This is a genomic window from Sphingopyxis sp. LC81 (genome assembly GCF_000756375.1).
Lineage (GTDB): Bacteria > Pseudomonadota > Alphaproteobacteria > Sphingomonadales > Sphingomonadaceae > Sphingopyxis.
Genome location: NZ_JNFD01000010.1, coordinates 1 through 24,433, shown reverse-complemented (window position 1 = coordinate 24,433; position 24,433 = coordinate 1). Strand labels below are relative to the sequence as shown.

General features: G+C 67.5%; 28 protein-coding genes. 4 read left to right on the top strand and 24 right to left on the bottom strand.

Annotation, left to right across the window (positions count from 1 at the left end; all coding sequences use genetic code 11):
• The 10 genes from FG91_RS06175 to FG91_RS06130 all read right to left on the bottom strand — a co-directional run.
• The coding region (locus FG91_RS06175; RefSeq protein ID WP_152568015.1) for an outer membrane protein at positions 1-712 on the bottom strand (712 nt) is incomplete at its 3' end.
• Between the two features lie 130 nt (positions 713-842).
• A complete protein-coding gene (locus FG91_RS06170) occupies positions 843-1,295 on the bottom strand; it encodes a DUF2793 domain-containing protein (protein ID WP_037513357.1) in 453 nt (150 codons plus the stop codon).
• Positions 1,296-1,307: 12 nt separating this feature from the next.
• Positions 1,308-3,485, bottom strand: a complete 2,178-nt coding sequence (locus tag FG91_RS06165; protein WP_037513355.1) for a phage tail protein — start codon at positions 3,483-3,485, stop codon at positions 1,308-1,310.
• A 99-nt stretch (positions 3,486-3,584) separates the two neighbouring features.
• Complete coding sequence (locus FG91_RS20895; protein WP_152568014.1) at positions 3,585-3,788, bottom strand: hypothetical protein; 204 nt, start codon at positions 3,786-3,788, stop codon at positions 3,585-3,587.
• Between the two features lie 115 nt (positions 3,789-3,903).
• A complete protein-coding gene (locus tag FG91_RS06155; protein WP_081940444.1) occupies positions 3,904-4,737 on the bottom strand; it encodes a DUF2163 domain-containing protein in 834 nt (277 codons plus the stop codon).
• Positions 4,731-7,079 carry a DUF2460 domain-containing protein gene (locus FG91_RS06150; protein ID WP_052187355.1) on the bottom strand — a complete coding sequence of 783 codons (2,349 nt, stop codon included), beginning with the start codon at positions 7,077-7,079 and terminating at the stop codon, positions 4,731-4,733. Before FG91_RS06150 ends, FG91_RS06155 begins: the two co-directional genes overlap by 7 nt.
• Positions 7,079-7,663: a hypothetical protein gene (locus tag FG91_RS06145; protein WP_037513354.1), complete on the bottom strand. Its 585-nt coding sequence runs from the start codon at positions 7,661-7,663 to the stop codon at positions 7,079-7,081. The genes FG91_RS06150 and FG91_RS06145 overlap by 1 nt, the downstream gene beginning before the upstream one ends.
• Complete coding sequence (locus tag FG91_RS06140; RefSeq protein WP_037513353.1) at positions 7,656-7,856, bottom strand: phage tail assembly chaperone; 201 nt, start codon at positions 7,854-7,856, stop codon at positions 7,656-7,658. The genes FG91_RS06145 and FG91_RS06140 overlap by 8 nt, the downstream gene beginning before the upstream one ends.
• A 4-nt stretch (positions 7,857-7,860) precedes the next feature.
• Positions 7,861-8,172: a gene transfer agent family protein gene (locus FG91_RS06135; protein WP_037513352.1), complete on the bottom strand. Its 312-nt coding sequence runs from the start codon at positions 8,170-8,172 to the stop codon at positions 7,861-7,863.
• Positions 8,169-8,576 (bottom strand): phage major tail protein, TP901-1 family, encoded by a 408-nt coding sequence (locus FG91_RS06130; RefSeq protein ID WP_037513351.1) that lies wholly within the window; start codon positions 8,574-8,576, stop codon positions 8,169-8,171. The genes FG91_RS06135 and FG91_RS06130 overlap by 4 nt, the downstream gene beginning before the upstream one ends.
• Positions 8,577-8,625: 49 nt before the next feature.
• Between FG91_RS06130 and FG91_RS06125 the strand changes: the two genes are divergently transcribed.
• Positions 8,626-8,961 carry a hypothetical protein gene (locus FG91_RS06125; RefSeq protein ID WP_037513350.1) on the top strand — a complete coding sequence of 112 codons (336 nt, stop codon included), beginning with the start codon at positions 8,626-8,628 and terminating at the stop codon, positions 8,959-8,961.
• A 38-nt stretch (positions 8,962-8,999) separates the two neighbouring features.
• Here FG91_RS06125 and gp17 read toward each other — a convergent pair whose 3' ends face one another.
• The 9 genes from gp17 to FG91_RS06085 form a co-directional block, all read right to left on the bottom strand.
• Positions 9,000-9,392: a tail completion protein gp17 gene (gene gp17, locus FG91_RS06120; protein ID WP_037513348.1), complete on the bottom strand. Its 393-nt coding sequence runs from the start codon at positions 9,390-9,392 to the stop codon at positions 9,000-9,002.
• Positions 9,389-9,937 carry a head-tail connector protein gene (locus FG91_RS06115; protein ID WP_081940442.1) on the bottom strand — a complete coding sequence of 183 codons (549 nt, stop codon included), beginning with the start codon at positions 9,935-9,937 and terminating at the stop codon, positions 9,389-9,391. The genes gp17 and FG91_RS06115 overlap by 4 nt, the downstream gene beginning before the upstream one ends.
• On the bottom strand, positions 9,934-10,215 hold the full coding sequence (locus tag FG91_RS06110) for a phage fiber-tail adaptor protein (protein WP_037513345.1): 282 nt from the start codon (positions 10,213-10,215) through the stop codon (positions 9,934-9,936). Before FG91_RS06110 ends, FG91_RS06115 begins: the two co-directional genes overlap by 4 nt.
• 21 nt (positions 10,216-10,236) lie before the next feature.
• Entirely contained in the window at positions 10,237-10,392 is a 156-nt protein-coding gene (locus tag FG91_RS21970; RefSeq protein ID WP_161785628.1) for a hypothetical protein, read from the bottom strand.
• Positions 10,389-12,113 carry a tail fiber domain-containing protein gene (locus FG91_RS06105; RefSeq protein ID WP_037513343.1) on the bottom strand — a complete coding sequence of 575 codons (1,725 nt, stop codon included), beginning with the start codon at positions 12,111-12,113 and terminating at the stop codon, positions 10,389-10,391. The genes FG91_RS21970 and FG91_RS06105 overlap by 4 nt, the downstream gene beginning before the upstream one ends.
• Before the next feature lie 97 nt (positions 12,114-12,210).
• Positions 12,211-13,353: a phage major capsid protein gene (locus FG91_RS06100; protein ID WP_081940441.1), complete on the bottom strand. Its 1,143-nt coding sequence runs from the start codon at positions 13,351-13,353 to the stop codon at positions 12,211-12,213.
• Between the two features lie 77 nt (positions 13,354-13,430).
• The gene (locus tag FG91_RS06095) at positions 13,431-13,910 is read right to left on the bottom strand and encodes an HK97 family phage prohead protease (RefSeq protein ID WP_052187353.1); all 480 of its coding nucleotides are present in this window, start codon (positions 13,908-13,910) and stop codon (positions 13,431-13,433) included.
• Complete coding sequence (locus FG91_RS06090; RefSeq protein ID WP_037513339.1) at positions 13,907-14,215, bottom strand: DUF6127 family protein; 309 nt, start codon at positions 14,213-14,215, stop codon at positions 13,907-13,909. Before FG91_RS06090 ends, FG91_RS06095 begins: the two co-directional genes overlap by 4 nt.
• Positions 14,216-14,309: 94 nt before the next feature.
• Entirely contained in the window at positions 14,310-15,416 is a 1,107-nt protein-coding gene (locus FG91_RS06085) for a phage portal protein (RefSeq protein ID WP_037513363.1), read from the bottom strand.
• A gap of 79 nt (positions 15,417-15,495) precedes the next feature.
• Between FG91_RS06085 and FG91_RS06080 the strand changes: the two genes are divergently transcribed.
• The gene (locus FG91_RS06080; protein ID WP_037513337.1) at positions 15,496-15,783 is read left to right on the top strand and encodes a hypothetical protein; all 288 of its coding nucleotides are present in this window, start codon (positions 15,496-15,498) and stop codon (positions 15,781-15,783) included.
• Here the strand turns inward: FG91_RS06080 and FG91_RS06075 are convergent.
• The 4 genes from FG91_RS06075 to FG91_RS21680 all read right to left on the bottom strand — a co-directional run bounded on the left by FG91_RS06075 (position 15,780) and on the right by FG91_RS21680 (position 19,802).
• Positions 15,780-17,033, bottom strand: a complete 1,254-nt coding sequence (locus tag FG91_RS06075) for a DNA-packaging protein (protein WP_235211960.1) — start codon at positions 17,031-17,033, stop codon at positions 15,780-15,782. The genes FG91_RS06080 and FG91_RS06075 overlap by 4 nt on opposite strands.
• Before the next feature lie 83 nt (positions 17,034-17,116).
• Positions 17,117-17,623: a hypothetical protein gene (locus FG91_RS20890; RefSeq protein WP_052187352.1), complete on the bottom strand. Its 507-nt coding sequence runs from the start codon at positions 17,621-17,623 to the stop codon at positions 17,117-17,119.
• 165 nt (positions 17,624-17,788) lie between these two features.
• On the bottom strand, positions 17,789-18,970 hold the full coding sequence (gene chrA, locus FG91_RS06065; RefSeq protein ID WP_037513334.1) for a chromate efflux transporter: 1,182 nt from the start codon (positions 18,968-18,970) through the stop codon (positions 17,789-17,791).
• Between the two features lie 199 nt (positions 18,971-19,169).
• Complete coding sequence (locus FG91_RS21680) at positions 19,170-19,802, bottom strand: hypothetical protein (protein ID WP_152568013.1); 633 nt, start codon at positions 19,800-19,802, stop codon at positions 19,170-19,172.
• A gap of 255 nt (positions 19,803-20,057) precedes the next feature.
• Between FG91_RS21680 and FG91_RS06060 the strand changes: the two genes are divergently transcribed.
• Positions 20,058-22,898 (top strand): M16 family metallopeptidase, encoded by a 2,841-nt coding sequence (locus tag FG91_RS06060; protein ID WP_235211959.1) that lies wholly within the window; start codon positions 20,058-20,060, stop codon positions 22,896-22,898.
• On the opposite strand, the gene pip is transcribed toward FG91_RS06060, so the two are convergent.
• Positions 22,878-23,969, bottom strand: coding sequence for a prolyl aminopeptidase (pip, locus tag FG91_RS06055; RefSeq protein WP_037513332.1), 1,092 nt, complete (start codon positions 23,967-23,969; stop codon positions 22,878-22,880). The two genes, FG91_RS06060 and pip, sit on opposite strands and share 21 nt — an antisense overlap.
• Before the next feature lie 270 nt (positions 23,970-24,239).
• Here pip and FG91_RS06050 point away from each other — a divergent pair.
• Positions 24,240-24,433: hypothetical protein (locus FG91_RS06050; RefSeq protein ID WP_037513359.1), on the top strand; the 194-nt coding region annotated here is incomplete at its 3' end.

Genomic DNA, 24,433 nt, shown 5'->3' with positions numbered 1-24,433 from the left:
GGGGCGGGGGCGGCGGTGCCACCACCGCCTCCGGTGCGCCACCGAAGTTGAACGTCAGCGTGCCAAGGATCGAGTGCGAACGGAAGCGCGTCGAAACGTCGCGACCGCGCTGGTCGACCAGATCGATCTTGTCGGCGTTGAAGAAACGATACTTCAGGCCAACGTCGATGTTGTCGCTGAGCGGAGCGCGGACACCCGCGATCGCCTGCCAGGCAAAGCCCGTGTCCGAATCGTCGAGGAAGTTGCCAGCAAAGACCGGTTCAACCGAAACGCGCGCAACACCGGCACCACCGCCGATAAAGCCCTGAAGGCCGTCGTCGTCACCGAAATCGAGCAGGCCGTTGACCATGAAGCTCAGCGCGTTCGTATCGCCGGCGAGGTCAAACGTACCGGTAGCCAGGGCACCCGAGCCATTGACCGACTGCGGAATGCCCGGCGTCGTGAAACGGCCCGACTTGATGTCGGCTTCACGGAAGCCGACTTCGACTTCCGCGCGGAAACCGCCGAAGTCATAACCGACGGTGCCTTCGACGTCATAGCCAGCGCGATGGTCGAGCGAACCGGCATTGTTGAAAGTGCCAATGTCGAGATCCAGGTCTTCGACGAGCATTGCGCCAGCACCAACACCAACATACCAGGAGTTGTCGCGCGCCAGGACGGGCGACGCCAGGGTGGTGGAGGCCAACGCCACAGCGACGGCAAGCTTCCTCATAGTAATTCCCCTTTCAAATTGAGATATACGTCTCGGCAGACGTCCTACTCGCCGCTTTGGTTCCGTGCAAGTGAACAAATCGTCAATCTGTTGCCAAAAAGTCGCACTTGCCATGTCAAAGAACCGAAAATCAGCCTGAGATCAGAAGACCCTGCGCGGCGAGGTGAAGAATCAGTGTAGAGATCGCGCTACGCGCTTCGGAGTCGATTATCGACCCGCCCGAAGGGGCCCCCACCGTCGCCGGCGCGGCCCATGCGCCGCCCACGAAGCGAAGCAGCGCGCCGTCGGTCAGCCGCGTCGCCCGCATCCCCTCGCGCGGCGGCGCAAATCGCCACCCGCCCCCGGTCCGGATTGCGATCGCATTTGCCTGCCCCGACCAGGCGGCCGTCGGCGTCGCACCGACGATCCAGCATTGTCCCTCTTCCGGGCCCACGGGCGGCGTGGCGAGCGGTCCGGCCTCGACGGCGGAATGAACCAACGCGTCGAGCAGCGTCAAAGCTTCGTTGTGCGTGACCTCTTTCTGCGCCTGCGCTACGCCAAGTAACGGTAACGCGAAGCGCGGTGTGGTCGGCAGATCGGTCATGGCATTATCCTTTTATGTCAATGGCAAAGACAGAGGTGGCGACAGCGCGAAATCCCCCGCCTGCCGAATCTCGATCGCACAGCCCGGTGGCAGCGTGGCCAGTTCGGGGGCACCGATATTCAGCGTCGGGACTGTGCTTTCCCATGGCCCGATTCCCGAAACCGGCGGCGACAGCGCAATGCGCCAGACCTCGTGACTTTCACCCAGCGGCAGATCGACATGGTCGCGCCACCCGGTGTCGGCGCGGCTGCGCCTGACCCAATTGATCGTCACGCCGTCCGCTTCATCGGCGCGGATCTGCCCGTGCACCGGCGCCAGCGGCCGCAGCGCCCGGCCGGCGGCCGGCACATCAACCTCGGCCAGCGTCGTCCCGCCCCGCGGTGCCCATTCGAGGGTCGCCGCGCCGCTCTCCGCCAATCCGGCGAGCGCCTCGGGCAGTGTCAACAGCGCCGGATCGTCGATCAGGACGAAGGATGCTCCAGCCGCATGGGCCATCTCACGCTCGGTCCCGCCCCGCCCGCGCAGCAATCGCGACAGACGCCAGCGCCCGGGTCCGACGACATCGGCGACGCCGAACTGCAGCAATTCGCCATCGACCATCGCCCGGTTCGCACCGCCCAGCAGCGCGGCGTCGCCCACCGATTCCAATGACATCGCCGGATTGACCAGCTGCACCTCGACGCTGTTCAACAGGTCGAACAGGCAATCGCTTCCCGCAGCCAGCGGCAGGGCAAGCTGGCCCAGCGCCGCGGCCGGACGCACCGTGCCGACCGGGATCGGTTCGGCGCCGGCCGACGCGACGAACCAGCAATCGGCGCCGCGCCAGCCATCGTTGCTCCCGGCACCGGCGATTAATAGCCGCGGCGCCGATGCCGCCGGACTGCCTATATTGGGAAGGTCGAACAGGCGGACCGACCCAACAGCGTCGGGCCAATCGGGCGCACCGACCGGAACGCCCGGTTCTGCCGGAAGCTCGGCCGCGGGAAGCGGTGCGTGGCGTTTGAGCTCCAGCAAGATGTCGCTCCCGCGAACCGTCCTTCCCGCCAGCCGCCAGCGGCTCCCGTCGGCCAGTGCAATGACGTGCCCGACGGTCAACGCCAGCGCCGCAAGATCGGCCCGCCACACCAAAGTTTCGCGCCCGTCCGCCGCAGCAGCGGCAAGCCGCTGCGCCAGCGCGCGCGCCGACGTCGCCGGCAATACCGCGGGCAAATCGATCCGCTCCTCGCGGACGCCGCCGCCCGCGACCTGGCTCGTCTGCTGGCCGAGCTGATAATCGCGTTCGGGCTCATAATGCCGCAGCCGGATCGACCCGGGCAGCGACGACAGCGGGGCGCGGCGATGCTCGGTCCGGTCGCCCGGTGCATCGCCCCGCCCCGCCTCGCAAAAACCGGCCAGCGCCAGCGGGGCCCCGATCAGGGTCGCCGGCGCCAGTCTCCATCCGCCCGGCCCGCTCACCAGCCGCACGTCGTCCGCCTCGAACAGCGGCGCGAGCGCGTCGCGCAGCCGGTCTCCCGATGCGGCATAGCCCGCAAAAGGCCATTCGCCGCCACAACGCGCGGTTTCGCCGAACAGGCTGTTGCCGACCATCCCGGCGTCGATACCCGCGGCATCGGCCTCAACCTCGAAGGTCAGCGACGGAATCCGGTTGCCGAACGCGCCAAGCTCGAGCTCTTCGAACACCGCATAGGCGCACCCGCGAAACGCACTCGCCGACGCGATGCCCAGCGCCGATGCGATCAACGGATCGACCGCCTGATCCTCGCTGCCGTCATGCCAGCGAAAGATGCAGCGCTCCTGGAACGTCCCGCTCGACCCGCGCAGCAGATTGCCGTCGGCCCATATCCGCCCAATCCTGCGGATCGGCCGCGACGACAGCGCGACCGCCAACGACACGGCATAGCTATATTCGGTCGTCGACGGCCGTCCCTTGCCCCCGCCGCGCTTGCTGCGCCGTTCGATCAGGTCGGTGGCCCAGATCACGCTGCCCGCGACGCGCATCGTCCCGAACAGCTGCGGGATCTGCTGGCCATAGGTCGAAGCCTGGATCTTCAGATCGGCAAGCCGCGGCCCCTCGCGCCCCTTGGGTTTGAAAATCTGCGCGTCGATCTGCTGGCCCACCGCAGCCCCGATCGCGGCGCCCACCGGACCCCCGACAATCCCGCCGACCACCGTCAGCACCAACGTTGCCATGATGCGCTCCCAAATGAATGATTTTCTATCCCCTCCCGCGTGCGGGAGGGGGTGATCGGAGACCCGCGGCTTCGATCACGAGACTTGGCAGCTCGCTGCCTAGTCGCAGCGGGGAGGGCGCGGCCCCAGCCGCCAGCATGCCGCGCCACGGATGGCGTCATCGAGCGGCGTCTCGACCACGCCGCGCAACCCCGCATGCGCGTGAACGAAGCTGGTGCGCCCCAAGATCGCCAGATGAACCTGCCCCGCCGGATAAGCGATCAACGCCACATCGCCCTCACGCCCGTCCCCAACGGTCGGCACGAATCCTGCTGCTAAAAACCCGGCCTCGACCTGCGTCCGCGACCAACCGCGCAGCGGATAACCGACCGGCCGCACCAACCGACGCCCCGCCGCCGCAAAGGCGCGCGGCCCAACCTCATCCACCGGGATAACGCGTCAGCAGGTCATTACCCGGCAGGTGCGCCTCGCCGCGAAAGTTGGCCGCATTGGCGAAACGGTCGCGGCAGGTCGCAAGCTGCTTATCGCACCCTTCGGTGAGCCGCACGCGCACCGGCCCTGCGACCGCGAAGGCCGGCGCTTCGGCCAAATGCAACACCGCCGCCTCGACCGCGATCACCGGGCTAGCCAATCCGCAATTGGCGCCCTCCATCCACAGCAATTCGCCGAATGCCATTCCGGGCGCCGCGGCATCGAGCGTCACCATGCGCCCGTCGACGGCAACGACCCACCTGTCATGCGACAGCGGCGCCAGGTCGACCCGGCACGCCCGGTCGCCCAGCATCGCGCGGCACGACGGCGAGGTTGCCGGGCACACCGGCCGGTCGAGCGCCCGTGTCACCCCCTGCAGCTCCGCTGCAAAGGCCGGCCCGCGCCGCTCGATCGCCCCCAGCGATCCACGCGCGACCGTGACCGGGGCGGCGTCGGCCGCGCTCCAGTCGGTGACGAACAGCTCCAGCTCCGCCCCGTCCCAGCGTCCGGCGTCGAGATCGCGCGCCGCAATCGCGTCGCTTGTCACAGCACCTTCGAGGTCCATTGTCGCCACGTCGAGGCTGTCGCTCGTCTCCAGCGCCGAAGGCTTCATCCCCGGCGCCGCGCGGTACAAGATTCCGCCGACCATCAGGTCGCGGTCGTGCGAGGCCAGCCCGACGACAACCCCGTCGCGCCGCGCCAGCCGCCAGCACCACGCCAGCGTCACCAGCTCCTCGCGCAGCCAATCGGGCGCCGCGCTCATCGTTTCCGGCATCACCATGGCGCGCGCACCTCGACCAGCGGCACGCTCGCCATCTCCCCCGCGAGGAAGGTCGAGCGGCTGACCTCCAGCCGGTCGTCGGCAAAGCGCACCGGCACATCGAACAGAAACCCCGCGCGCACCGCGACCCCGACCGCGGGCGCCACATCGAGCAGCACCTCGCCGTCCACAATCGAAAACGCCGCCGTCTCCAGTCCATCGACCGACACGCGCACGCTACCCTCGACTGGCAACCGGATGCCGCGCACCTGCTCGGCATCACCGGCACCATAGCGCTTCACCAACGCAAACTGCCGCCGCGCGCCGTCGCCAACGCCCAGCGTCTGATCGCCCGCCGTCGGCAACCCGCCATCCGCCGCCGAACTGCCATCGAACGGATCGCGGAAGCGGAACCCCCGCGCCACGCCGCGCCGCGCGCGAAAAAAGTCGGCGAGCGCCCGCACATCGGCCTCGGACCGGATTCCCGGCCCCGCGTCATAGCGCATCCGCGCCTCGGCCCATTCGATCGCCCGCTGCTCATGCCCCGATGGCGAGCTGACGATCTGCGTCGAAAATTCGGTCGCGACCATCGCCTCGCGCCCGATCGCGAGCGGGAAATCCACCGCATCGAAAGCCTGCACGTCATCCTCCCCATCAAATGTCACAAAGCCGTCGCGCGCGACCTGCGGCAGCGCCCAGATGAAGGTCCGCGCGACCCCCGCGCGCCGCGCTCCGTCGGCCGCATCGGCGATCGCGGCCCACTGCGCACGATCCTCGGCCGCGAGCACAAATCCCGAAAAATAGTGCTGATCTTCAATCGGATAGCCGAGCCGCAACACCATCGCCGCGCGCGCACCCGCTGTCTCCGCCCCGCGCCCACCGGTCACCCAGTCATAATCCTCGAGCTGCAGCACATCGAAGGCTGGCGCCGTCCACCCCAGCGGCACATTGGCGCGCCGCACCGCCGGCGCCGCCGGGTCGAGCACCGTCGGCAGATAGACGAGCAAGTGACTGACCAGCCCCGCCGCCCCCGCCCCATGGCCGGCTTCGTCGCGCGCCGCCGCAACCAGCGCCGCGGTCGACCCAGCCAGCAAAGCCCCCAACGCATCGAGCATCGCCAACTGCGCCGCGCCGAGCGGCCCGCGCACATCGGCGATAGGAACGCTCGTCGCGCCCAACGCCGTTACCGTCGCGGCATCATAGGCGCAGATCCGCCCGCCGCTCGCGATCCACCACCACGGCTCGCCGACCTGGAATTTCAACGGCAAACCCGCCGCCGCGCCAATCGCGACGAACGCCCGCGCGACGAGCTGCAAATATCCCATCGCCGCCGCGTTCGCGGGCGACAGCAGGGTCGACGGCGGTTCCCACCCGGTCAGCGCGGGCGACCCGTCGCTCGCCCGCTGTTTCCAGTCGGCCGAGCAATAGGCGTCGAACAGCTCGTAGGAGAGCGACCAGATCACCCCCAGCCCCGCGTTCCGGCACGCCGACGCAAGCCCCGCATGCCACGCCGCGCTCGGCGCATTGAGCGCGCCGCCCGCCATGCTCGCGGAAAAACCTCCGCCCGCCGCCTCGAGCCGCATATAATGGCTCATCCCGACATAATGGACGACATCGCCGCGATAGCCCAATTGCACCATCTGCCGCACCAGCCGCGCGGGGGTCAGGTGATAGCTGTCGTCATAGCCGCTCGCGATCCCCAGCCCCCCTTTTGCCGGGTCCAACTCGGGCATCACCACATCGCCGAGCGCCAGCACCGACCCCGATCCCGACGCCGCGATCGCGCTCATCTCGGCCCACCCCGCCACCGGCGCGCCCAGCACGCCTTCGCCGCCGTCATAGATCGGCGGCACCAGCGAAATGAACATCCGGTCGATGTCGCCCGCCCACACCGGATCGGCTTCGGCCGGCAGCAGAAAGCCGCCATCGAGCGCGTCGAAATCGAGGCTGACGACGGCGTCCTCTGCCGTCCCCTCGGCATAGTTCCAGAGCCGCACATACCAGGCGCGCGGGGCGCCGCCCGCGTCGCGTCCCTCGATCGTCAAGGTCGGCCCGTGCAGCGCGTCGAGCGGCTTCACCCCGCCCGACCTCCACCGAAATTTCAGCTGCGTATGCCGGAAATCGCGGCGCGTCTCATAGGCGAGCAAAGGATGATCCCAGCGATCTTCGCTTTCCCAGATCAGCCCCGCCAGATCCTGCTTCTGATAAAAGACCGTCTCGACCCGCAGCGCCCCCGGCGTATCGCTCGTCACGCTCGCCATCATCGGCCGCGCGAAATCGACCGTCCAGAACCGCGGATCGAACCGCTTGAGCCAGCCCTTCCGATGATGCGGCTCGGCCGCCGCCACCAGCGCCCAGCCCATCAATCGTCCCCTGCCGCGACCGCGCGCCGCACCGCGCGCGCCAGCTGCCGCCCCGTTTGCGTCAGTCGCTGCGGTTCGCTCCCCGCGTCGCCCCGTACATTCACCGTGATCGCGATATTGCGCACCCCGCCGGCGCCCGCCGCCTCGATCCGCCCGCTCGCGGTCGGCACGAACAATTCGGGCCCGCGCTCGCCGACGCGATAGGCACGCCCAGCGCTCACCGGCCCGCCAGTCGCCCGCCCCGGTGCCCCGAACAGCGCCATCGCGATCGAGGTGCCGAGCGAAAGCAGATTGCCGCTCCCGCCGCCCCCCGACCCGCCACCTGTCGCCGCGCCGATCCCGTTCGAAATCGCGGCCCGCGCGATGTCCGCCATCACCGACAGCGCGAGCCGCTTCAGATCCTCGAACCCCATCTTGCCGCTGACGATCGCGCGCGACAGCGCCCGTTCGATCGCGCGCCCCGCCTGATCGGCCTCGGCAACCAGCGGCCCGCCCAGCTCGGCACGCAGCGCCGCAATGTCGCGCCGGAACGCGCCGGTATCGGCGCGCACCGCGACCACCATCTCGTCGACCTCGTCACCCATCGGGAAACCTCTCCATCATCGCCGCCAGCGCCGCGCCGTCGAGGGACGCCTCGGAATCCGCCTCGACCCAACCCGCCAGCACCGCGCGCACATCGGCCGGCGTCGCCGCCCAATATTCATCGGGCCGCCACCCCGCGACGCGCGCCATCACGCCCGCGAGCTTGATCGCCGCAGGCCCCAGCCGATCGTCCACCGTCTCATCGTCCCTGCAAAATCTGTCCCAGCAGCACACGCAGCATCGGTGTGACCGCCGCCAGCCCCTGTTCGACGACGGCATCGCCAACCGCCTCGCGCGTCAGCGCCGCGGGCCGCTCCTTCACGCAGTGCCAGAACAGGCTGGCGAGTTCGTCCAGCCCCAGCCGCCCATCCGCCGCGCGCTCGACGAGCGCGAACAACGGCCCCAACTCAGCCTCGGCTGCGACCAGCGCGGCAAAGCTCGGACGCAACACGAACACCGCCCCGCCGACGCGCAATTCCGCTTCGCCGCGCAGCGCGTTGGCGGCGCTCACAGGCTGACCACCGCGCCGCTCGATTCCAGGTTCAGCGTGTAATTGCGCTCGCCGTTATAATCGCCGGCATAGTCGAGCCGCGTGACCAGGAAGCGCCCACGCATCCGCTCGCCGCTTTCAAAGCTCAATTCATAATCGTCGATGACGCCCGAAAGCGCATGACCACGCAGCCGCACCTCGGCGTCGGACCCCGTAAAAATGCCCGCCGCGCTCACCGAAACCGATCGCACCCCGGCGCAGGGCAACAGCTCGCGCCAGCCGCCCGAATCCTTCGTCGTGACGTTCACCGCCTCGCCGTTGACCGACATCTGCGTGGTGCGCAGGCCCGCGACCGTCCGATAGGTCGGCGGGGCTTCGCCGTCGCCGATCTTGAGCAGAAAATCGCTCCCATTTTCAATCGCCATCGTCTATTCTCCTCGGGTAAAAAATCATCCGCTAACGGGGAGTCGCAGGATGCTGATCACGACAATAGTTTTGGCCCTCATGGTGCAGTCGCCCTCGGCGACGGTCGACACGACGCGCGCCGCTTTCACCAAATGCCTGCGCACCGACATGAAGAAGGCGCTGGAGGCCAAGATGGAAGAGGCCGAATATGAAATGCAGGTGAAATCGAACTGCGCGACCGAGCGCGACGCGTTCCGCAAGGCGGTGATCGCGCTGGGCAAGTCGGGCGGCGATTCCGAAAAAGTCGCGGGCGAAGACGCCGATATGCAGATCGACGATTACCACGCCAATTTCACCGACAAGTTCAAGGACTATAAGTCGACGAACACGATGCCGGGCGAGTAAGCTTCATCGTCGCCCCTGCGAAGGCAGGGGCGACGGACCTATTCCGCCAAACACCGACACCGCACGACCACCTCGTGGCGCCAGCCGCCGTCGCGCGCAAAGGCAAAGCGCGTGCGGATCGTCCGTGCGCCGACCACCGACCAGGCGCCGGCCGGGCCGCGCAGGGCCGTAGCGACCGCCTCGACGCGCGCCGCGGCCTTGTCGTCGATCGCGCTGCCCACACCGACCAATGTCAGCGTCAGGCGGATTTCGCGTCCCGCCCGGTCCTTGGTCCCCCAGTCGGCGCCGTCCGCGATACCGACCGCCACATAGGGTGCGCTCGCCCGCGGCGGCGTGCCGTCGAATATCCCGTGCACGATCGCCGCCAGCGCGTCGTCGCGCGCCAGCAGCTCGATCGCCCGCGCGCGCACCGCAGCTTCCGCGCTCGTCATTGCCCGCCCCCCAGCGTCAGCCGCCGCCACGGCTGCCACAGCGCCGCGATCGCCGCTGGCGGCGCCGCGCCCGCGCCGTCGCGCGCTTCGTGGAGGTGCTGCGTCATGCGGACGATGCCCTGCCGGATCGCTTCGGGAATTCCGTTCGCCCCTTCGGCGATCCCCGCGCGATAGGCGATGCGTACCCGCGCCGCGCCGCGCGGGTCGTCCAGTGCCACCCGCGCGGTGCCGTCGCGGCCGACCGTCGTCCGGTAATCGCCGCCGCCCAGCACGGCCTCGCCGCCGCCGGGCAACAGCAAAGTCACGCTGTTTATCGCGACAACGGGCCGCGCCCCGAGTTGGACCACCCCGTTTTTCAACGGCAAAACCTCCTCGGCCGCGCGGATGACCAGCCACTGCCCGATAAAGGCCTCGCAGATATTGGTCGCCGCACGGACAAGGCCCGCGACCACGGCATCGTCGATCGTTGCCCCCAGCCGCAGCCAGCCGCGCGCTTCGTTCAGGCTCACCGGGGCATCGCCCGGCACCGGACTTTCCGCCATCATCGTTCCTCCACCCGCACGGTCATCGATCGCTCGTCGATCTGCCCGTCGCTCAGCGTCACCCGGTTGGTGACGCGATAGACATGACCGGCGACGCCGCCCGCCAGCGTGGCGGTCGTCCGGGTCAGGTCATGCGCCGCGGCGGCAACTTCGATCCCGTCGTCCCCGACCGGCGCGACCGTCCATCCGCTCGCCACCACCGCCTGCCCGTCGGGATAGGCGGCCGCCCAGTCGAACTCATAATCGATCCGCGCATCGGGATCCTTCACCACCATCGCCATGGCTGCTCCTCTCTCTCGATCCTATGGTTTACGCGGCGTCACGCGGCGGCCGGGTTCGCGCGCGATCGGCACCGTGCCGCGCGGCGCCGACGGCTCGGGTCCGCCCCATTCGCTCGCCAGATCGCGCGGCGCCGTGTCGCCGACCGCACGCGATGCCAAAGCCGACCCGTCGATCATGCCGCCGCCTCCAGCGCGGCAAGCCGAGCCTCCTGCGCCGCGATCAGGAACAGAACCAGCTGGTCGGGGCGAATGCCGAAACGGTCGCGCGCCTCCTCGCCATCCTCCCACGCATCCCAGCACAGAAAGGCATAGGGCGTGGCGCCGGGCCGTCCGTCGGCATCGAGCGGGGCGACCAGCCCTTCTTCGGCCATGATCGTCCAGACGCGCTGCGCCCGGACGCCAAAATGATAGCGCGCGCTGCCCGCGCCCTTTGCAGCGATCGCATCGTTCCACTGATAAAAGCCCAGCTCGGCGGCGATCCGCTGCGCCGCGCGCATCTCGGCGGCATCGGGCGCGCCGCGCCAGGTCTTTTCGCGCGCGTCGGAGGTGTTGATCGTGCCGGTTGCGGCGTAAAGGATGGAAGGGCGGAAACTGCCATGACCTATCGCATAGGCATTATCGGCCATGGGCTCGATGCTGCCCGACGGACGAATCTGCCAACGATAACTGCCGTTCGTCCCGAACCGGATCGGCGAGTTCAATGCGTTCCAGATGTCGAAGCCGTCATCGACAGCCGAATAGCCCAGAAAACCCTTGTTCCCGGCCGGGTCGCGCAGGGCAATATAGCATTGCCCAACTCCCCGCGCGCTCGTCGTTTCGAGGCGGACGATTTCACCGGATGATTTGACATGGAATCGCGCGCCGGGAGATACGCCAACACCGAGGCCCGTCGCGTTGTAACAGCCCCCGGCTCCGCCGCCCGGCGCAAACTGGATGTCGCTGCCTTCCAGGATCAAGGGCGTATACGCCCCGCCCGAGCGGTTGTAGCTCAGGACGCGCGTATAGGCGCCTTCGCCGGGGTCGATCTCGAAGCCGTTGGCGCCGCCGTTCGACACGACAAACTTCTTCACGGGATTCGTCGTTCCAAAGCCGACATTGCCGTTCGCGAGCGCGGCCATGAAAGGCGAAACGGCGTTCAGCTGCAGATAGAAGCCATTATCCCCGCCTGTGCCGGAGCCGCCGAGATACCAGGTCGCACTCCCGTTGCGCACGAATTGCAGGCGGGGAAACTCTGCCCCCCCGAATTGCGGGCCGGTTGCCAGAAAGCGGCCACGCTCGACGCCGTCGGTCGCGATTCCGATCGCGTCCGCCGCCGCCCGAAAAAGACCCGTATCGGGGTCCGTTGCAAAACTGATCGCGGGCGCGGCGGCGCTGCCGTTCTGGACGCCCAGCGGACCATCCAGTGCATAGCGCCCATCGCCGGCCCGAAAGGCGAGCGCCGACAGCGGAATATTCACCCAGCCTTCGCCGCGCCGCACGGTCACCCGGTCGTCCACCGCGCCCGCCGCCGCCGCGGGGTGCGCCGTCGACAGCGGCTGCTTCGCCGCCAAGGCGTCGGCGAGGTCGCTGCCAGCCGCATCGTGCGCCGCGAACCATTCGGCGCCGACGGTCAATGCGATCGTCTTCAGCCCCGGCGCGAAATCGACCCGGTCACCCGCGTTCGACGAGGCCGCGACGCTGTCGCGCTGCAACCGCCCCGCACCGTCGATCCGGCCGATACCGACTTCCCACTGGCCCGGCTGGGCGATGCCGGCAATGGCATAATGAAAGGGATCGCCCGCCGGGACGGTCCCCGAAAAACGGCGATGGCCGGGCACCGCGCCGGTCGGCATCAATGGCCCGGTCCCGCCGTCCTGGCACAGCTCGCGCACCAGATCGGCGAAAAAGTAGGTCGGCATGGCGGGGCCATCCTTTCCAATATCGATAAGGGGAAAATTGGCGCCCGGCCCGCCCGAAAGGGGGGAGCGTGGCCGAGCGCCCATCGCGCGCCAGTGCTTAGCTGGCGGCGAATTTCATCAGCTTGATCGCCTGCGAATCGATGATCGCACCGCCGACCCTTTTGGTTGCGTAGAAATGCACGAAGGGCTTGTTGCTGAACGGATCGCGCAGGATGCGCGTCTCGCCGCGGTCGGCAATCAGGTAACCGGCGCGGAAATTGCCGAACGCGATCGACAGGCTGTTCGCAGCCACATCGGGCATATCCTCGGCCTCGACGACCGGATAACCCAGCAAGGTCGCCGCCTGCCCCTCGACCATCCCTGGCTGCCAGATGAAGGCCCCGTCGGTGGTCTTGAACTTGCGGATGCGGCTCAGCGTATCCGAATTCATCACCCAGCTCGCGCCCTGACGATAGGGCGCCTTCAGCGAATGGACCAGCTCGACCAGCTTGTCCTGCGGGTTCGACGCCGGAAAGGCACCCGCGGTGCCCGTCGCCAGATGCTGGAGCGTCCCGAACGCGCGCACGCTGTCGATCTCGTTCGTCGTCGTATAGGTCAGGAACCCCTTCGGCCGGTTCGTCCCGTTGCCGTTCACGAACGCGCTGCCCTCGGCGACCGCGAACTCGCGGCCGAGCTGCTCGGCCAGCCAGTCCTCGACATCGAACATCGCATCGTCGAGCATCGCCTGGCTCGCCGCCGGATTGGCGTAAAGCTCGCCCGACGGCGGCGCGATCTCGGCAAAGCTGCGCGTCGCGGTCTCGGGCCGCGCCGCGGTCTCGCCGACCCAGCCCGCGCCCATCGATCCCGTCGCGATCAGCTTGCGATAGCCGCTCGTCCCCGTCTGCACGACCGTCGCGATCGAGCGGATCGGCGACAGCGTCTTCAGCGTTGCCGCGATGCTGCCGTCGATCTCGCGCGGCACCGCAAAACCGCCGTCGCCGCCCGACGCCCCCGACAGGCTTTTCATCTCCACACCCGCATCGATCCCGCGGCGCAGATATCGTTCGACAAAGGCACCCAGCGCCGGATCGGCCGCCTTCGCCCCGTCGAGCGGCAATCGCGACGCCGCCACGGCCTGCGCATCGACCTGTGCCTTCAGCGCCGTCACCGACGCCTTCAGCTCATCGACCGCTTCGGCCGCGAGCACCGCATCGAACGCCCCCTCGAGCGCATCCGCCTTCACTTCCATCTCCATATCCATGCCCGTCACTCCTTCATCGAAAATAGACTCCCTCCCCCTCGACGGGGGAGGGTTGCGCAGCCTTGGCAGCTTGCTGCTTAGGCGAAGCTGGGAGAGGGTGAGGCGACCTCGCGATCACCGCCCACATCCACCGCAATCACCCGCGCCAGCGGCTGCATCGGCGCCGCCACCAAGCTCACTTCGGCCAGGTCGAGCGCCAGCAACTCGCGCGGCCCAGTCCCCCGCGAAGCCGTCACCCGATATCCAAAGGACAATCCCGTCAGCGCTCCGCGCGCGACCAGCGCCGCCGCCGTCGGATGCGTCACCCGCGCCACCACGCGGAGTCCGCGCGCATCCTCGGCCAATGTCTCGATGATGCCGATCACCACGCCCGGCCGATGCTGCCAAAGCAAGGGCACTGCCCGCCCCGCGCGCAAACTCGCGGTAAAAGCCCCCGCCCGCACCACATCGCCCCCGCGATCGACCCGATCGAACACCGAAGCATAGCCCGCGAACCTAATCTCCCCTCCCGCTTGCGGGAGGGGTTGGGGGTGGGCAGCGACACTCGCGCCCCTCACTTCAGCAACCCCGGCAGCCCCAGTTTCATCGCCAGCCCAACCACCAGCAACGCCAGCCCGCACCGCACCGCCCAGTCGACCGCGGCCTTCCATGCGCTCGTCTTCGCATCGCGCCACGCGCCGAGCAGCTGCCGCAAATCGCTCACATCGTCGCGCGCCGCCTCGTCGGCGAGCCCCAGCCGCGCCAGCGCCCGCCGCGCGCCCAACTCGCTCGCCTCCTCGACCACCGCGCGCAAAAGCGCCGCGTCAGGCGCACTCGTCCCCGCCAGCGCGATCAGCCGCGCCAGCGCCTCTTCCTCGTCCATTTGTGTAACTCCTTCGTCATCCCGGACTTGATCCGGGATCCACAGCAGCGCCGAAGTCATGGACCCCGGATCAAGTCCGGGGTGACGAGGGTGGCTAACCCACCCCCAGCAGCGCCTTCTTCTCATCCGCCGTCAGCCAGTCCGCCGCCGACACCTCGCGCCACAGCGCCATCCGGTCCTCGGCCAGCGCCGGCACCTTGTCCAAATCGACGCGCAGCTCGGCGCCCTCGAACCACCCCGACAATCCCTGCGAAATCGCCCCCAATATCTTCGCGCACAAGGGCAGCACCGTCAGCCGCCACAGCGCGCGATTGGCCTCGCGATAATTGGCATAGGTCGCATCCCCCGGCAGCCCGAGCAGCATCGGCGGCACGCCGAACGCCATCGCAATCTCGCGCGCGCTCGAATCCTTCAGCGCCAGGAAATCCATCTCCGCCGGCGACAACGACAGCGCCTGCCACCTGAGGCCGCCCTCCAGCAGCAAAGGCCGTCCCGCATTCGCCCCGCCCGCAAAACTCTCGGCCAGCTCCTCGCGCAGCCGGTCGACCTGTTCCGCCGACAACGGCATCCCCTTGTCGCCCGGATCATGCACCAGCGCCCCCGAAGGCCGCGCCGCATTCTCCAGCAACGCCGCATTCCACCGCGCCGCCGCATTATGCGCCGCAATCGCCCCCGAAGCCGCCCCCAGGCACCCCGCGCCATAATGATCGTCGAGCGGATGCAGCGCCTTCACATGCACCACCGCGACGCGCCCCGCGCCATCCTCGGCGGGCAGCCGCACCGCCGCCCCGCCCGCCTTGTAGCGATAGGCCACCGGCCACCCACGCGCGTCGGCCTCGACCGTCACCCGCTCGGGCCGCAGCGCAAACAGCTCCGCCGGCGCCCCCGCGCCATCGGCCAATACCTGCACATACCCATTGCCATGCAGCAGCAACTGCGACGCCAAAGTCTCCACCAACCCCTGCCCGCCCGAGTTCGCCGCGACGAGCGCCGCCAGCGCCGGATCGCTCGCCACAAAAGGCGCCGATCCCGCCGCTTCGGCAACGAGCCGCACCGCCCGCTGCACGACCGCATTGGACAAATAGCCCTCGCGTAATTGGGCCTCGTAAGACAGCGGCGCAGGCGCCGACCACGTCCCATACACACGCGACAAAGCGGGCCGCGCGGGATGCTGCGCGGCCTTGCGGCCAAACCAGTTCATGATGATCTCCTGCAATCGCGAACAAGTGCCGCGTGGATTTCGAATGGTATGCGGGCACGCACTTGGCTAAGATTGCCCGATGGACTTCTCTATTGTCCTCGTTCTTCCCTTTGCCGCGCTGATGACGTTTGCGACGTTGCTCGCTGCTGCTGCTGCGAAGCGATCTAGGCCAAGACTCGTTTGGCCATTCGCCTTTTCCGTCATTGCGACCGCGCCGGTATTTATCGGCCCGCCGGAAACACCGGTATTGGGCTATTGGGCATTGGCGTTCATTCTACTGGCGCTCTGGGCCGCTTTCGGAACAATCTTTGGCTTATTGGCTGCAAAAATGGTGATCGCAGCCGCCCGCTTCCTTCGACACCGCTAAATCCTCGTCACCCCCGGCGCCTTCCTCTTCCGCAGCCCCTCCAGCAAAGCCGCCAGTGCCCAAACGCACGCATCCGCCCGATCGGGCGACCGCCCCGGCCCCGCATAGCCGCCACCAACCTGCAACCCGCAAAGCTGGTCCTCCAGCGCCGCGAATGCCCCCGCATGCACCACCTGCCCGCGCTCATACGCCAGCGCCACCGGCTCCGCGCGCCGCGCCTTGCCGATGCTCGCATGCACTGGCACCACCGGCAGCGCGAGGTCAGCCTGCGCCAAAGTGCTCGCCACCATATCGCCGCCCATATTGCTCTCCGCCACGACCCGGTCGGCGCCCCAGCGCGCCGCCGCGCCCGCCACCGCCTGCGCCCAGACATGCGGCGGCGGTGCCTCAACGCTCGCATCCTCGACCACCGCCAGCCGCCCGTCGCGCAGCAAGGCGGCAACGACGATCCCGCACGCATCGCCATGCGCCGTCGCCGGCGGATCGACCCCGATCACGACGCGCGCCGGCTTGCCGATCGCATCGGCATCGACCCGGCACCGCTCGATCAGCCCCCGCGTCCACAGCGCGCCCTCGACATCCTCCAGCATCTCGCCGTCGAGCTCCTGCCGCCCCAGCCGCGTCCCGCCGTAACTCGCAACCATCGCCTCGACGAAGTTCGACGGAAGATAGGCATTGTCGTTCGTCCCGCCGCGCGTTTCCTCGAACCCCGGCAGCGCCATGATCCGCCGCATCAGCGATGTCGGCCGCGGCGTCGTCGTGATCAGCACGCGCGGGGCATCGCCCAACCGCAGCCCCATGACCAGATTGTCCCATGCCGCCTCGCCATGCGGCCATTTCGCCAGTTCGTCGCACCAGGCGACATGATGCTCGGGGCCGCGTAGATTCTCCGCTGCCGCCGCCGAATAGAGCGTCGCCACCGCACCGCTGCTGAAATGCAACTCGCGCAGCCCCTCGCGCCAGCGCGGCTCCTCGTCGCTGCGCGCAACCGCGAGCAGCCCGCTCGGCCCCTCGATCATCACCCGCCGCCCGTCGGCATCGTTCGCCGCAACCAGCGCGATCCGCGCCTCGGGCAGCATCCGCGCCCATTCGCTGATCCATTCGGCACCCGCGCGCGTCTTTCCGAACCCGCGCCCCGCGCGGATCATCCAGATACGCCAGTCGCCCGGCGGTTCGCACTGTCCCGCCTGCGCCCAGCCCTGCCAGCGTTCGATCAATTCGCGCCTGTATTTCAGCGGAAGGTCGCGCATCAATCGCCGTAACTGGCCGGGCGTCAACGTCCCCAACAGCTCCAGAATGTCGCCGACTACGTCCCGTGTCGCCTGCGCCATCGCTACAGCTTGTCCCAGCCGCGCTGGCGGCGCAGAATCGCAACCCGCTTCAGAACCTCTTCGTCGGTTTCTTCCGAGGTCGGCATGCGCCCCTTGCCCGGTCGATTGGTCTTGAACCGCCCGCTTCGCACACTGCCCTCATGCCGTCCGAGCAAGCGGAGCGCCTGATCCATCGTCATCGGTTCCACGAGCGGCCGATTCCCGGCCTCGCTCGCCGCCGGCCGCGGGCCTTCGACCGCGGCCAGCGCGGCCTGCACCAGCGCCATCTCCAGCCGCTGATATCCGTCGTCGAGCGCACGCTGCCACGCCCCGGCAAATGCCGCGTCGCGCTGGCGCATCTTGTATACCGTCGACAATGCCACACCGGCGCGCTCGGCCGACAGCGACACGTTGCAGGTCTCGCTCAGCGACAGGATGAACTCGTCGCGGCTGCGCTGCGAAATCTCGCGGCGCGACCGCTTCGTCTTGACCAGCAATCGACCCTTTCCGCCCATCAGCACCAGATCCATCGCCCATCTCCAAAAGCAATCGGGCCGGAACGCCCCTCCGCATCGAAAGGGGTCGCCGGCCCGACTCGCAATTCTTCATGGTGTGACACTTGTGCCATATCAGCGTGACGATGTCAATAGAAAAGAACCTATTTGGTTATTTGAGAAAAGGACGGCCGCCCCAGGTCAGAGGTTCAGCGCCCACCCGGCAACGCCGCCCGCCAGCACGAGCGCGGGGGCGGTGAGCTTTCCCTTCCAGCGCCAGACCACCAGCACGGCGGCGCCGAAGAGAAGCGCCGCGGGCACAAGGTTCGCGGCGCGTCCCGCGGTCGACCAGCCCAGTTGCAGCAGCGTCGCCGCGATCACGCCGACGACCGCCGCCGCCACGCCGCCAAGCACGCGGTGGAGTGCGGGATTGTCGACCACCGCCTCCAGCCGCTCGAAGAAAATCATCGAAAAGGCGAAGGCGGGCAGGAACATTCCCGCCGTGATTGCGACCGCGCCGGGCAGCCCCGCCGCGACATATCCCGCAAAGGTCGCGAAAATGACGAGCGGTGCCGGCAGCATCCCGGCGAACGCGACGCCGTCGAGAAAGCTCGCGTCGCTGATCCAGCCGCGCCCGACCGTGTCGGTGCGCACATAGGGGATCGCGGTATAGGCGCCGCCAAAGGTCAGCAGCCCGCCTTTCAGCCCGGCGATGAACAGCGCGGCGATCCCCGCCTCGCTCGCGGCGATGCTCGTCTTGGCCGAAGGCGCGGCGCCCGTCACAAGGACGGCGAGCACGACCGCCGCCACGAAGATCGCCGCCGCCAGGGCCGGCCGCTTCGCATAGGTATAGATCAGCCCCGATGCGATCAGCGGAATCCAGAACGGCACGCCCGCCAGCGTCGCGGCGAGCGCGGCGCCCGCGAGAAGCCACAGCAGCCGGTCTTCGAGGATATGCGTCCCGATCCGCTGCACCGCGCGCAGGATGATCGCCAGCACGACGACCTGCACGCCTAGGAAGATCGGCGCCATCGCCGGATTATCGACGATCCAGCCCTTGTAGAGCCACGCCGCGCCCAGCATCAGCACAAAGCCGGGCAGCATGAAGCCGAGCCCCGCGAGCAATCCGCCGATCCGCCCGCGCGCGACCATCCCCAGATGGACGCACAGCTCATGCGCCTCGGGCCCCGGCAGGATCTGCATCACCGCGAGCAGCCGGTTGAACCGCACCGGCGAAATCCAGCGCTCCTCCTCGACCAGCGCCTGTTTCACCATCGCGATCTGCGCGACCGGCCCGCCAAAGGCGAGGAAACCGAACCGCAGGAAGCGGAAGAAAAGCCGGAACAGCGAAAGGGGGGGTGGAGAATAGATATCGGTCGTCATGGCAAGCACGCTCCTTGCCGCAGTCGCGGCTTATGGAGCGGAACTTGGACGGCGCACCGTCTGAACGGGCGTCCGCATTGCCCGCACCGCCTGTTTTACTGCCTCCGCCCGAAAGGGGAAGATAGACTTTGTTTCAGCGCGACGCATGAACGTCGGCTTTGGGGTGAGAAGCGGACGTCAGTCAGAATCGCGGTAGTGATTAGAATCTGTCGAAGAACGCCTTTTGTTCGAATACAATTTCGACGAATGACACCTCATTACCCTGCGTTCGAAAATTGACATAGAACGACGGGTCAGGGCGTGGCAGGCCGGGAATGCCAAACATAAATTCATAGCTAGACAGACAGGCAACACGTTTTTGCAGCTTCAACTCTTGGCAGGCCGACCAGTTGATCCAAGTTAAGCCGGTTAGGTTCACGCCCTTAACGTTTTCAGGGATATTGGGCCGGGGATAATTACCAAAACCGATATCGTCACCATACAGGCCCACCATGGAAAACGCCTTATCCGCAATACGCACCAATTCCTCGCGATCCTGCTCCTTGTAATAGGATAATTTGGCGCACTCTCCACCGAAGCAGCCATTCTCACGAAGCGACACTGACACGTTATCGAAGGGGGAAGCGCTTTCTATCCGGCCCAATTGCTCACCGAGCTTTTTCCGCCGAGCTTTAACCGCTTCAGAGTCGACCAATTTTTTTTTCGCCGCTTCTAGCTTAGGCGCTATCTTATCGACGAAGCCTTGAACTGCTTCTGACGGTTCAAATTGTCGGGGAGTATTCTCCGCTTCTGCTGCAGGAACTGCAGCGAACAGGAATATGGAGAAAATCATTGAAGAGCACCTTGCGACAGACTGTGATTCCAGCGGCACTGCGCTAACTATCGAATTGCCCGATCTTCGCAATGTGTCGAGTGACTTTCCGCTCTAAATGTCCGCAATCGGTCGAAACCCGCCCTCCCCCACGCACCACGCACCCTCATCAACCCGCACTTGCTCTTCGTAGAACAAGTGTTGACATCGTCCCCGCCCCTGCAAAATTCCCGCATCGACCGGTTCGTCCGGCTCAAATTTCAAAGGGGCATCTTTGTGAAAACATTTCCTTTTCTTGGCGCGGCGATGCTCGCGCTGGCGACCGCGACGACCGCAGCCGCCCACACCGCAGCAGAGCCCGCTGGCAGCGCCGCGCAGGTGCCGCCGATCGCATACAAGGAACGCATCCTCAAAAACGGTCTGCGCGTGCTGTCGCTGCAGGACAATTCGACCCCCAATGTGATGGTGTCGGTCTGGTACGACGTCGGGTCGAAGCACGACCCCGAAAAACGCTCGGGCTTCGCGCACCTCTTTGAACATATCCTCAGCCGCAAGACGGTGAACATGCCGTATAACATGATCAACCGGCTCACCGAGGATGTCGGCGGGGTGCGCAACGCGTCGACCAGCTTTGACCGTACCAACTATTACGAAACCGTCCCCGCGCAATATCTCGAAACGATGCTGTGGACGCACGCCGAGCGCATGGCGCGCCCCGTCGTCGACAAGGAGGTGTTCGAGACCGAGCGCAACGTCGTGAAGGAAGAATTGCGCCTGCGCGTCCTCGCCCCGCCCTATGGCCGCCTCTTCTTCTTTGCCTTGAGCGAAAACACCTTCGACGTCCTGCCGCATCGCCGCCCGGTGATCGGCACGATCGCCGACCTCGACGCCGCGACGCTCGACGACGCGCGCGCGTTCCACGAGGCTTTCTATGGCCCCGACACCGCGACGCTGATCGTCGCGGGCAATTTCGACGAGGCGCGGCTCCAGTCGCTCGTCGACAATTATTTCGGCGCGATCCCCAAACGCGCGAAAGCGACCCCGCTCGCGATTCCCGGCACCGAGCCGCCGATGGCGCCGCGCCGCGTCGATGCGACCGGCCCCAATGTCCCGCTCCCCGCGGTCGGCGCGATCTACAAGCTGCCCGGCGCCGGCCATGCCGACACCGCCGCGCTCGAGGTGATGAACGCGATCCTGTCGAGCGGCGAAAATTCGCGGCTGCACAAGGCGCTGATCCGCACCGGCCTCGCAAGCGAGATCGACGCGAGCGTCGATTTCACCGAGGAAGCGGGCGGCATCACCCCCTTCGCGATCCTCAGCGACGGGCAGGATCCCGAAAAGGTCGCCGCCGCGCTCGACACGGTTCTCGCGGGCATCGCGACCGCCGAGGTCAGCGACGCCGAACTCACCGAAGCCAAGACCGAGCTGCTCGCCTCGACGCTCGCCGAGCGCGAGACCTTCTCGGGCCGCGCCTTCGAACTCGGCGAGGCGCTCGTCCTCACCGGCGACCCCGCCGCCGCGAACAAGCGCCTCGACGCGATATCGCGCGTCACCAGGGCCGACGTCGCGCGCGTCGCGAAGAAATATCTCGACCCCAAGGCGCGCGTCGAATTGCGCTACGCCGCGGGCGACGGCGATCCCAAGAGCTGGGCGAACCCCAAACCGATGCCCGTCTTCCCGAGCGTCCCCGCCGCGACCGGCACGCCCAACGCCCTTGCCGCCGAGACCGCGCGGCAGGCGCCCCCCGTGCCGACCGCGGCGCCCGCCGTCACCGCGCCGAAGATCGCCGAAAGCCGCCTCGCCAACGGCATCCGCGTCGTCGCGGTCAAGACCGGCACCGTCCCGCTCGCGACCCTGAGCGTCGTGATCGGCGGCGGCGCCTCGACCGATCCAAAGGGCCGCGCGGGCGTCGCCACCATGGCCGCCGACCTCGCCGCCAAGGGCACCGCCACGCGCTCGGCCGAAGACATCGCCGCCGCGCTCGAAAGCCTCGGCGCGACGATCAACGCGGGCGCCAGCCCCGACGGCAGTATCTTCTCGGTCACCGCGCCCGCGGCAAACCTCGATGCGGTCGGCACCATCCTCGCCGACGTGATCCGGAACGCCAGCTACCCACAGGCCGAGTTCGACGTCGAACGCAAGCGCATGACCGATGGCCTGCGCATCGCGCTCAACAACCCCGGCGCGATCGCCGCGATGGCCGCGCAGCCCCTCCTCTATGGCGCCGCGCCCTATGGCGGGCAGAGCGGCGGCACGGTCAAAAGCCTCGCCGCGATCACCCGCGACGATCTGGTCGCCTATCGCCGCACCTGGTGGCACCCCGCGAACATGTCGGTCGTCGTCACCGGCGGGGTCGATCCCGCCGCCGGCAGCGCGCTCGCGAAGCGCCTGTTCGGCGACTGGAAAGCCGAAGGGCCTGCGCCCGTTCTGCCGAAAACGCGCGCGGGCACAGCGCTGCCGCCGCGCACCATCGTCGTCGACCTTCCGGGCGCAGGGCAGGCCGCGGTGCTCGCCGCGGTGCGCGGGGTCAGCCGCGCCGACGCCGACTACCCGTCGCTCCTCCTCGCCAATTCGGTGCTCGGCGTCGGCTCGAACGGCCGCCTTTTCACCGAGGTGCGCAGCAAGCGCGCACTGAGCTATGGCGCGTACAGCAGCATGCCCGCGCGCGCCGACACGGCGCTATTGAGCGCGAGCGCGCAGACAAAGAATGAAAGCGCGACCGAAGTCGCCGAAATCTTCCTGAACGAGTTCAAGCGCCTCGGCGCCGAACCGATCACCCCCGACGCGCTCGCCAAGCGCCGCGCCTTCCTCGAGGGCGCCTACGGCCGCCAGCAGGAAACCGGCGGCGGCTATGGCGCGATCGTCGCGGGGCTGATCCTGCAGGGGCTTCAGCCCGCCGATGCGCTTACCTACGCCGCGCGCCTCACCGCGGTGACACCTGAGGCCGCGAACGCGATCGCGATGAGGAATGTCACGCCCGAAAACGCCTCGCTGATCGTCGTCGGCGACTCCGCCAAATTCATCGACAAACTCCGCGCCTTGCGCCCCGACCTCGTCGTCATCCCGGCGAGCAAGCTCGACCTCGAGTCGCCGACATTAGGCGCCGAGGCGCGGTAGCCCGTCCATGATCGCGGTGAGCGCGAGAGCATTCTCGCGCTCCATCGCGCTATGTCCCGCGTTGGTCACCACATAGGTCGCGGGCTCCGATCCCGCATCGCGCAGCGCCGCGACCAGCCGCGACGCCTGCGTCAGCGGGCACACCTCGTCGAAGCGCCCATGCACGATATGCACCGGGATGCTCGCCAGCGTCGCAATATTATCGAAGAAATGCCCCGCCGGGATGAACAACTCATTGGCGAAATAATGCGCTTCGATCTGCGCAAAACACAAAGCAAAATCAGCCTCGCCGAACTTGCCCGTGTCGGCGGTCTCGGGGATCATGTTCGAGATAACACCTTCCCAGAGCGACCAGGTCAGCGCGGCCTTCAGCTGCCGTTCCTTCTCGGCCTCATTCGCGGGCACCATGTCGAAAATCGCCTTGTACGACGTCATCACGTCGCCGCGCTCTTGCGGAGTCAGCACCGACAGCAGCTCCGCCCACTCCGCGGGATATTTCATATAGGCGCCGGGCTCGGTCAGCCCGTACGGATCGGCCTCCCACGTCGCCGCATTGCCCTGATAGAGATACAGCAGGTCCTCGGACGAACCGAGGAAGATGCCGCGCAGGATCAGGCTCGCGACATGCGCCGGATGCGCAATCGCATAGGCCATCGCGAGCGTACTGCCCCAACTCCCCCCGAACACATGCATCGGCCCGGCGATCTCCAGCTCGTCGCGCAATTTCTCGATATCGCCGATCAGGTCGGCGGTGGTGTTCTTGGCCAGCGCCACTGCCGGCCCCGCCGACGCCACGGTCGGCTCGCTCTTCCCGCACCCGCGCTGGTCGAACAGGATGACGCGGTAGCGCTTGGGATCGAAGAAGCGCGCCATCGCCGGCGCGCACGCCCCGCCCGGCCCTCCGTGCAGGAACATCACCGGCTCGCCCGCGGGATTGCCATATTCCTCCCAGTAAATGCGGTGCGCCGGGTCGCGGTCGACCTCGAGCCAGCCGAAGTTCAGGCACGCCGGTTGCGGATAAACCCAGTCGTCGCCGATCTTGCTCGAAGCCTGCAACCGCGAAAAATCCATATCCTTGCGCCCTTATCCGTGATTCAGCCGCCAACCGGCCCACGGCTATCGGCTTAACCTCCCTTGTCGCCATGTCCACTCCCGGCGTCCACTCCCGGCGTCCACTCCCAGCGGAGGCGCAGGGAACCTCTTCCGCAGGTCGACGTTCAAAAAACACCCTTGATCGCGGGATGGATGACGCATCGTCGAACGGGCGCATGGCTGAAATCTCGGGGTTGGGCACTCGCGCCTGAGAATCGATTTTCAAGCGCACTTAAAAGGAGTGGTCACATGCGTTTCCAACCCATTTTGCTCGGTGCGCTCGGCGCGCTGGCGCTCTCCGCCTGTTCACAGCAAGAAGAGGTCGCGATGGCCCCGCCGCCGCCGCCGGGTGCGGTTCCGGGCAGCATCGCCGCCGACCGCGACGGCGACGGCATCATCGACGGCTACTACACCTCGGACGGCATTTACCATCCGAACTATGT

Bases quoted from the DNA above. Each gene is read 5' to 3' on its own strand.
- FG91_RS06170 (WP_037513357.1), bottom strand. From the start codon at position 1,295: ATGACCGATCTGCCGACCACACCGCGCTTCGCGTTACCGTTACTTGGC.
- FG91_RS06165 (WP_037513355.1), bottom strand. From the start codon at position 3,485: ATGGCAACGTTGGTGCTGACGGTGGTCGGCGGGATTGTCGGGGGTCCG.
- FG91_RS06155 (WP_081940444.1), bottom strand. From the start codon at position 4,737: ATGGTGATGCCGGAAACGATGAGCGCGGCGCCCGATTGGCTGCGCGAG.
- FG91_RS06150 (WP_052187355.1), bottom strand. From the start codon at position 7,079: ATGGGCTGGGCGCTGGTGGCGGCGGCCGAGCCGCATCATCGGAAGGGC.
- FG91_RS06145 (WP_037513354.1), bottom strand. From the start codon at position 7,663: ATGGGTGACGAGGTCGACGAGATGGTGGTCGCGGTGCGCGCCGATACC.
- FG91_RS06130 (WP_037513351.1), bottom strand. From the start codon at position 8,576: ATGGCGATTGAAAATGGGAGCGATTTTCTGCTCAAGATCGGCGACGGC.
- FG91_RS06125 (WP_037513350.1), top strand. From the start codon at position 8,626: ATGCTGATCACGACAATAGTTTTGGCCCTCATGGTGCAGTCGCCCTCG.
- gp17 (WP_037513348.1), bottom strand. From the start codon at position 9,392: ATGACGAGCGCGGAAGCTGCGGTGCGCGCGCGGGCGATCGAGCTGCTG.
- FG91_RS06115 (WP_081940442.1), bottom strand. From the start codon at position 9,937: ATGATGGCGGAAAGTCCGGTGCCGGGCGATGCCCCGGTGAGCCTGAAC.
- FG91_RS06110 (WP_037513345.1), bottom strand. From the start codon at position 10,215: ATGGCGATGGTGGTGAAGGATCCCGATGCGCGGATCGATTATGAGTTC.
- FG91_RS21970 (WP_161785628.1), bottom strand. From the start codon at position 10,392: ATGATCGACGGGTCGGCTTTGGCATCGCGTGCGGTCGGCGACACGGCG.
- FG91_RS06105 (WP_037513343.1), bottom strand. From the start codon at position 12,113: ATGCCGACCTACTTTTTCGCCGATCTGGTGCGCGAGCTGTGCCAGGAC.
- FG91_RS06100 (WP_081940441.1), bottom strand. From the start codon at position 13,353: ATGGATATGGAGATGGAAGTGAAGGCGGATGCGCTCGAGGGGGCGTTC.
- FG91_RS06090 (WP_037513339.1), bottom strand. From the start codon at position 14,215: ATGGACGAGGAAGAGGCGCTGGCGCGGCTGATCGCGCTGGCGGGGACG.
- FG91_RS06085 (WP_037513363.1), bottom strand. From the start codon at position 15,416: ATGAACTGGTTTGGCCGCAAGGCCGCGCAGCATCCCGCGCGGCCCGCT.
- FG91_RS06080 (WP_037513337.1), top strand. From the start codon at position 15,496: ATGGACTTCTCTATTGTCCTCGTTCTTCCCTTTGCCGCGCTGATGACG.
- FG91_RS06075 (WP_235211960.1), bottom strand. From the start codon at position 17,033: ATGCGCGACCTTCCGCTGAAATACAGGCGCGAATTGATCGAACGCTGG.
- FG91_RS20890 (WP_052187352.1), bottom strand. From the start codon at position 17,623: ATGGATCTGGTGCTGATGGGCGGAAAGGGTCGATTGCTGGTCAAGACG.
- chrA (WP_037513334.1), bottom strand. From the start codon at position 18,970: ATGACGACCGATATCTATTCTCCACCCCCCCTTTCGCTGTTCCGGCTT.
- FG91_RS21680 (WP_152568013.1), bottom strand. From the start codon at position 19,802: ATGATTTTCTCCATATTCCTGTTCGCTGCAGTTCCTGCAGCAGAAGCG.
- pip (WP_037513332.1), bottom strand. From the start codon at position 23,969: ATGGATTTTTCGCGGTTGCAGGCTTCGAGCAAGATCGGCGACGACTGG.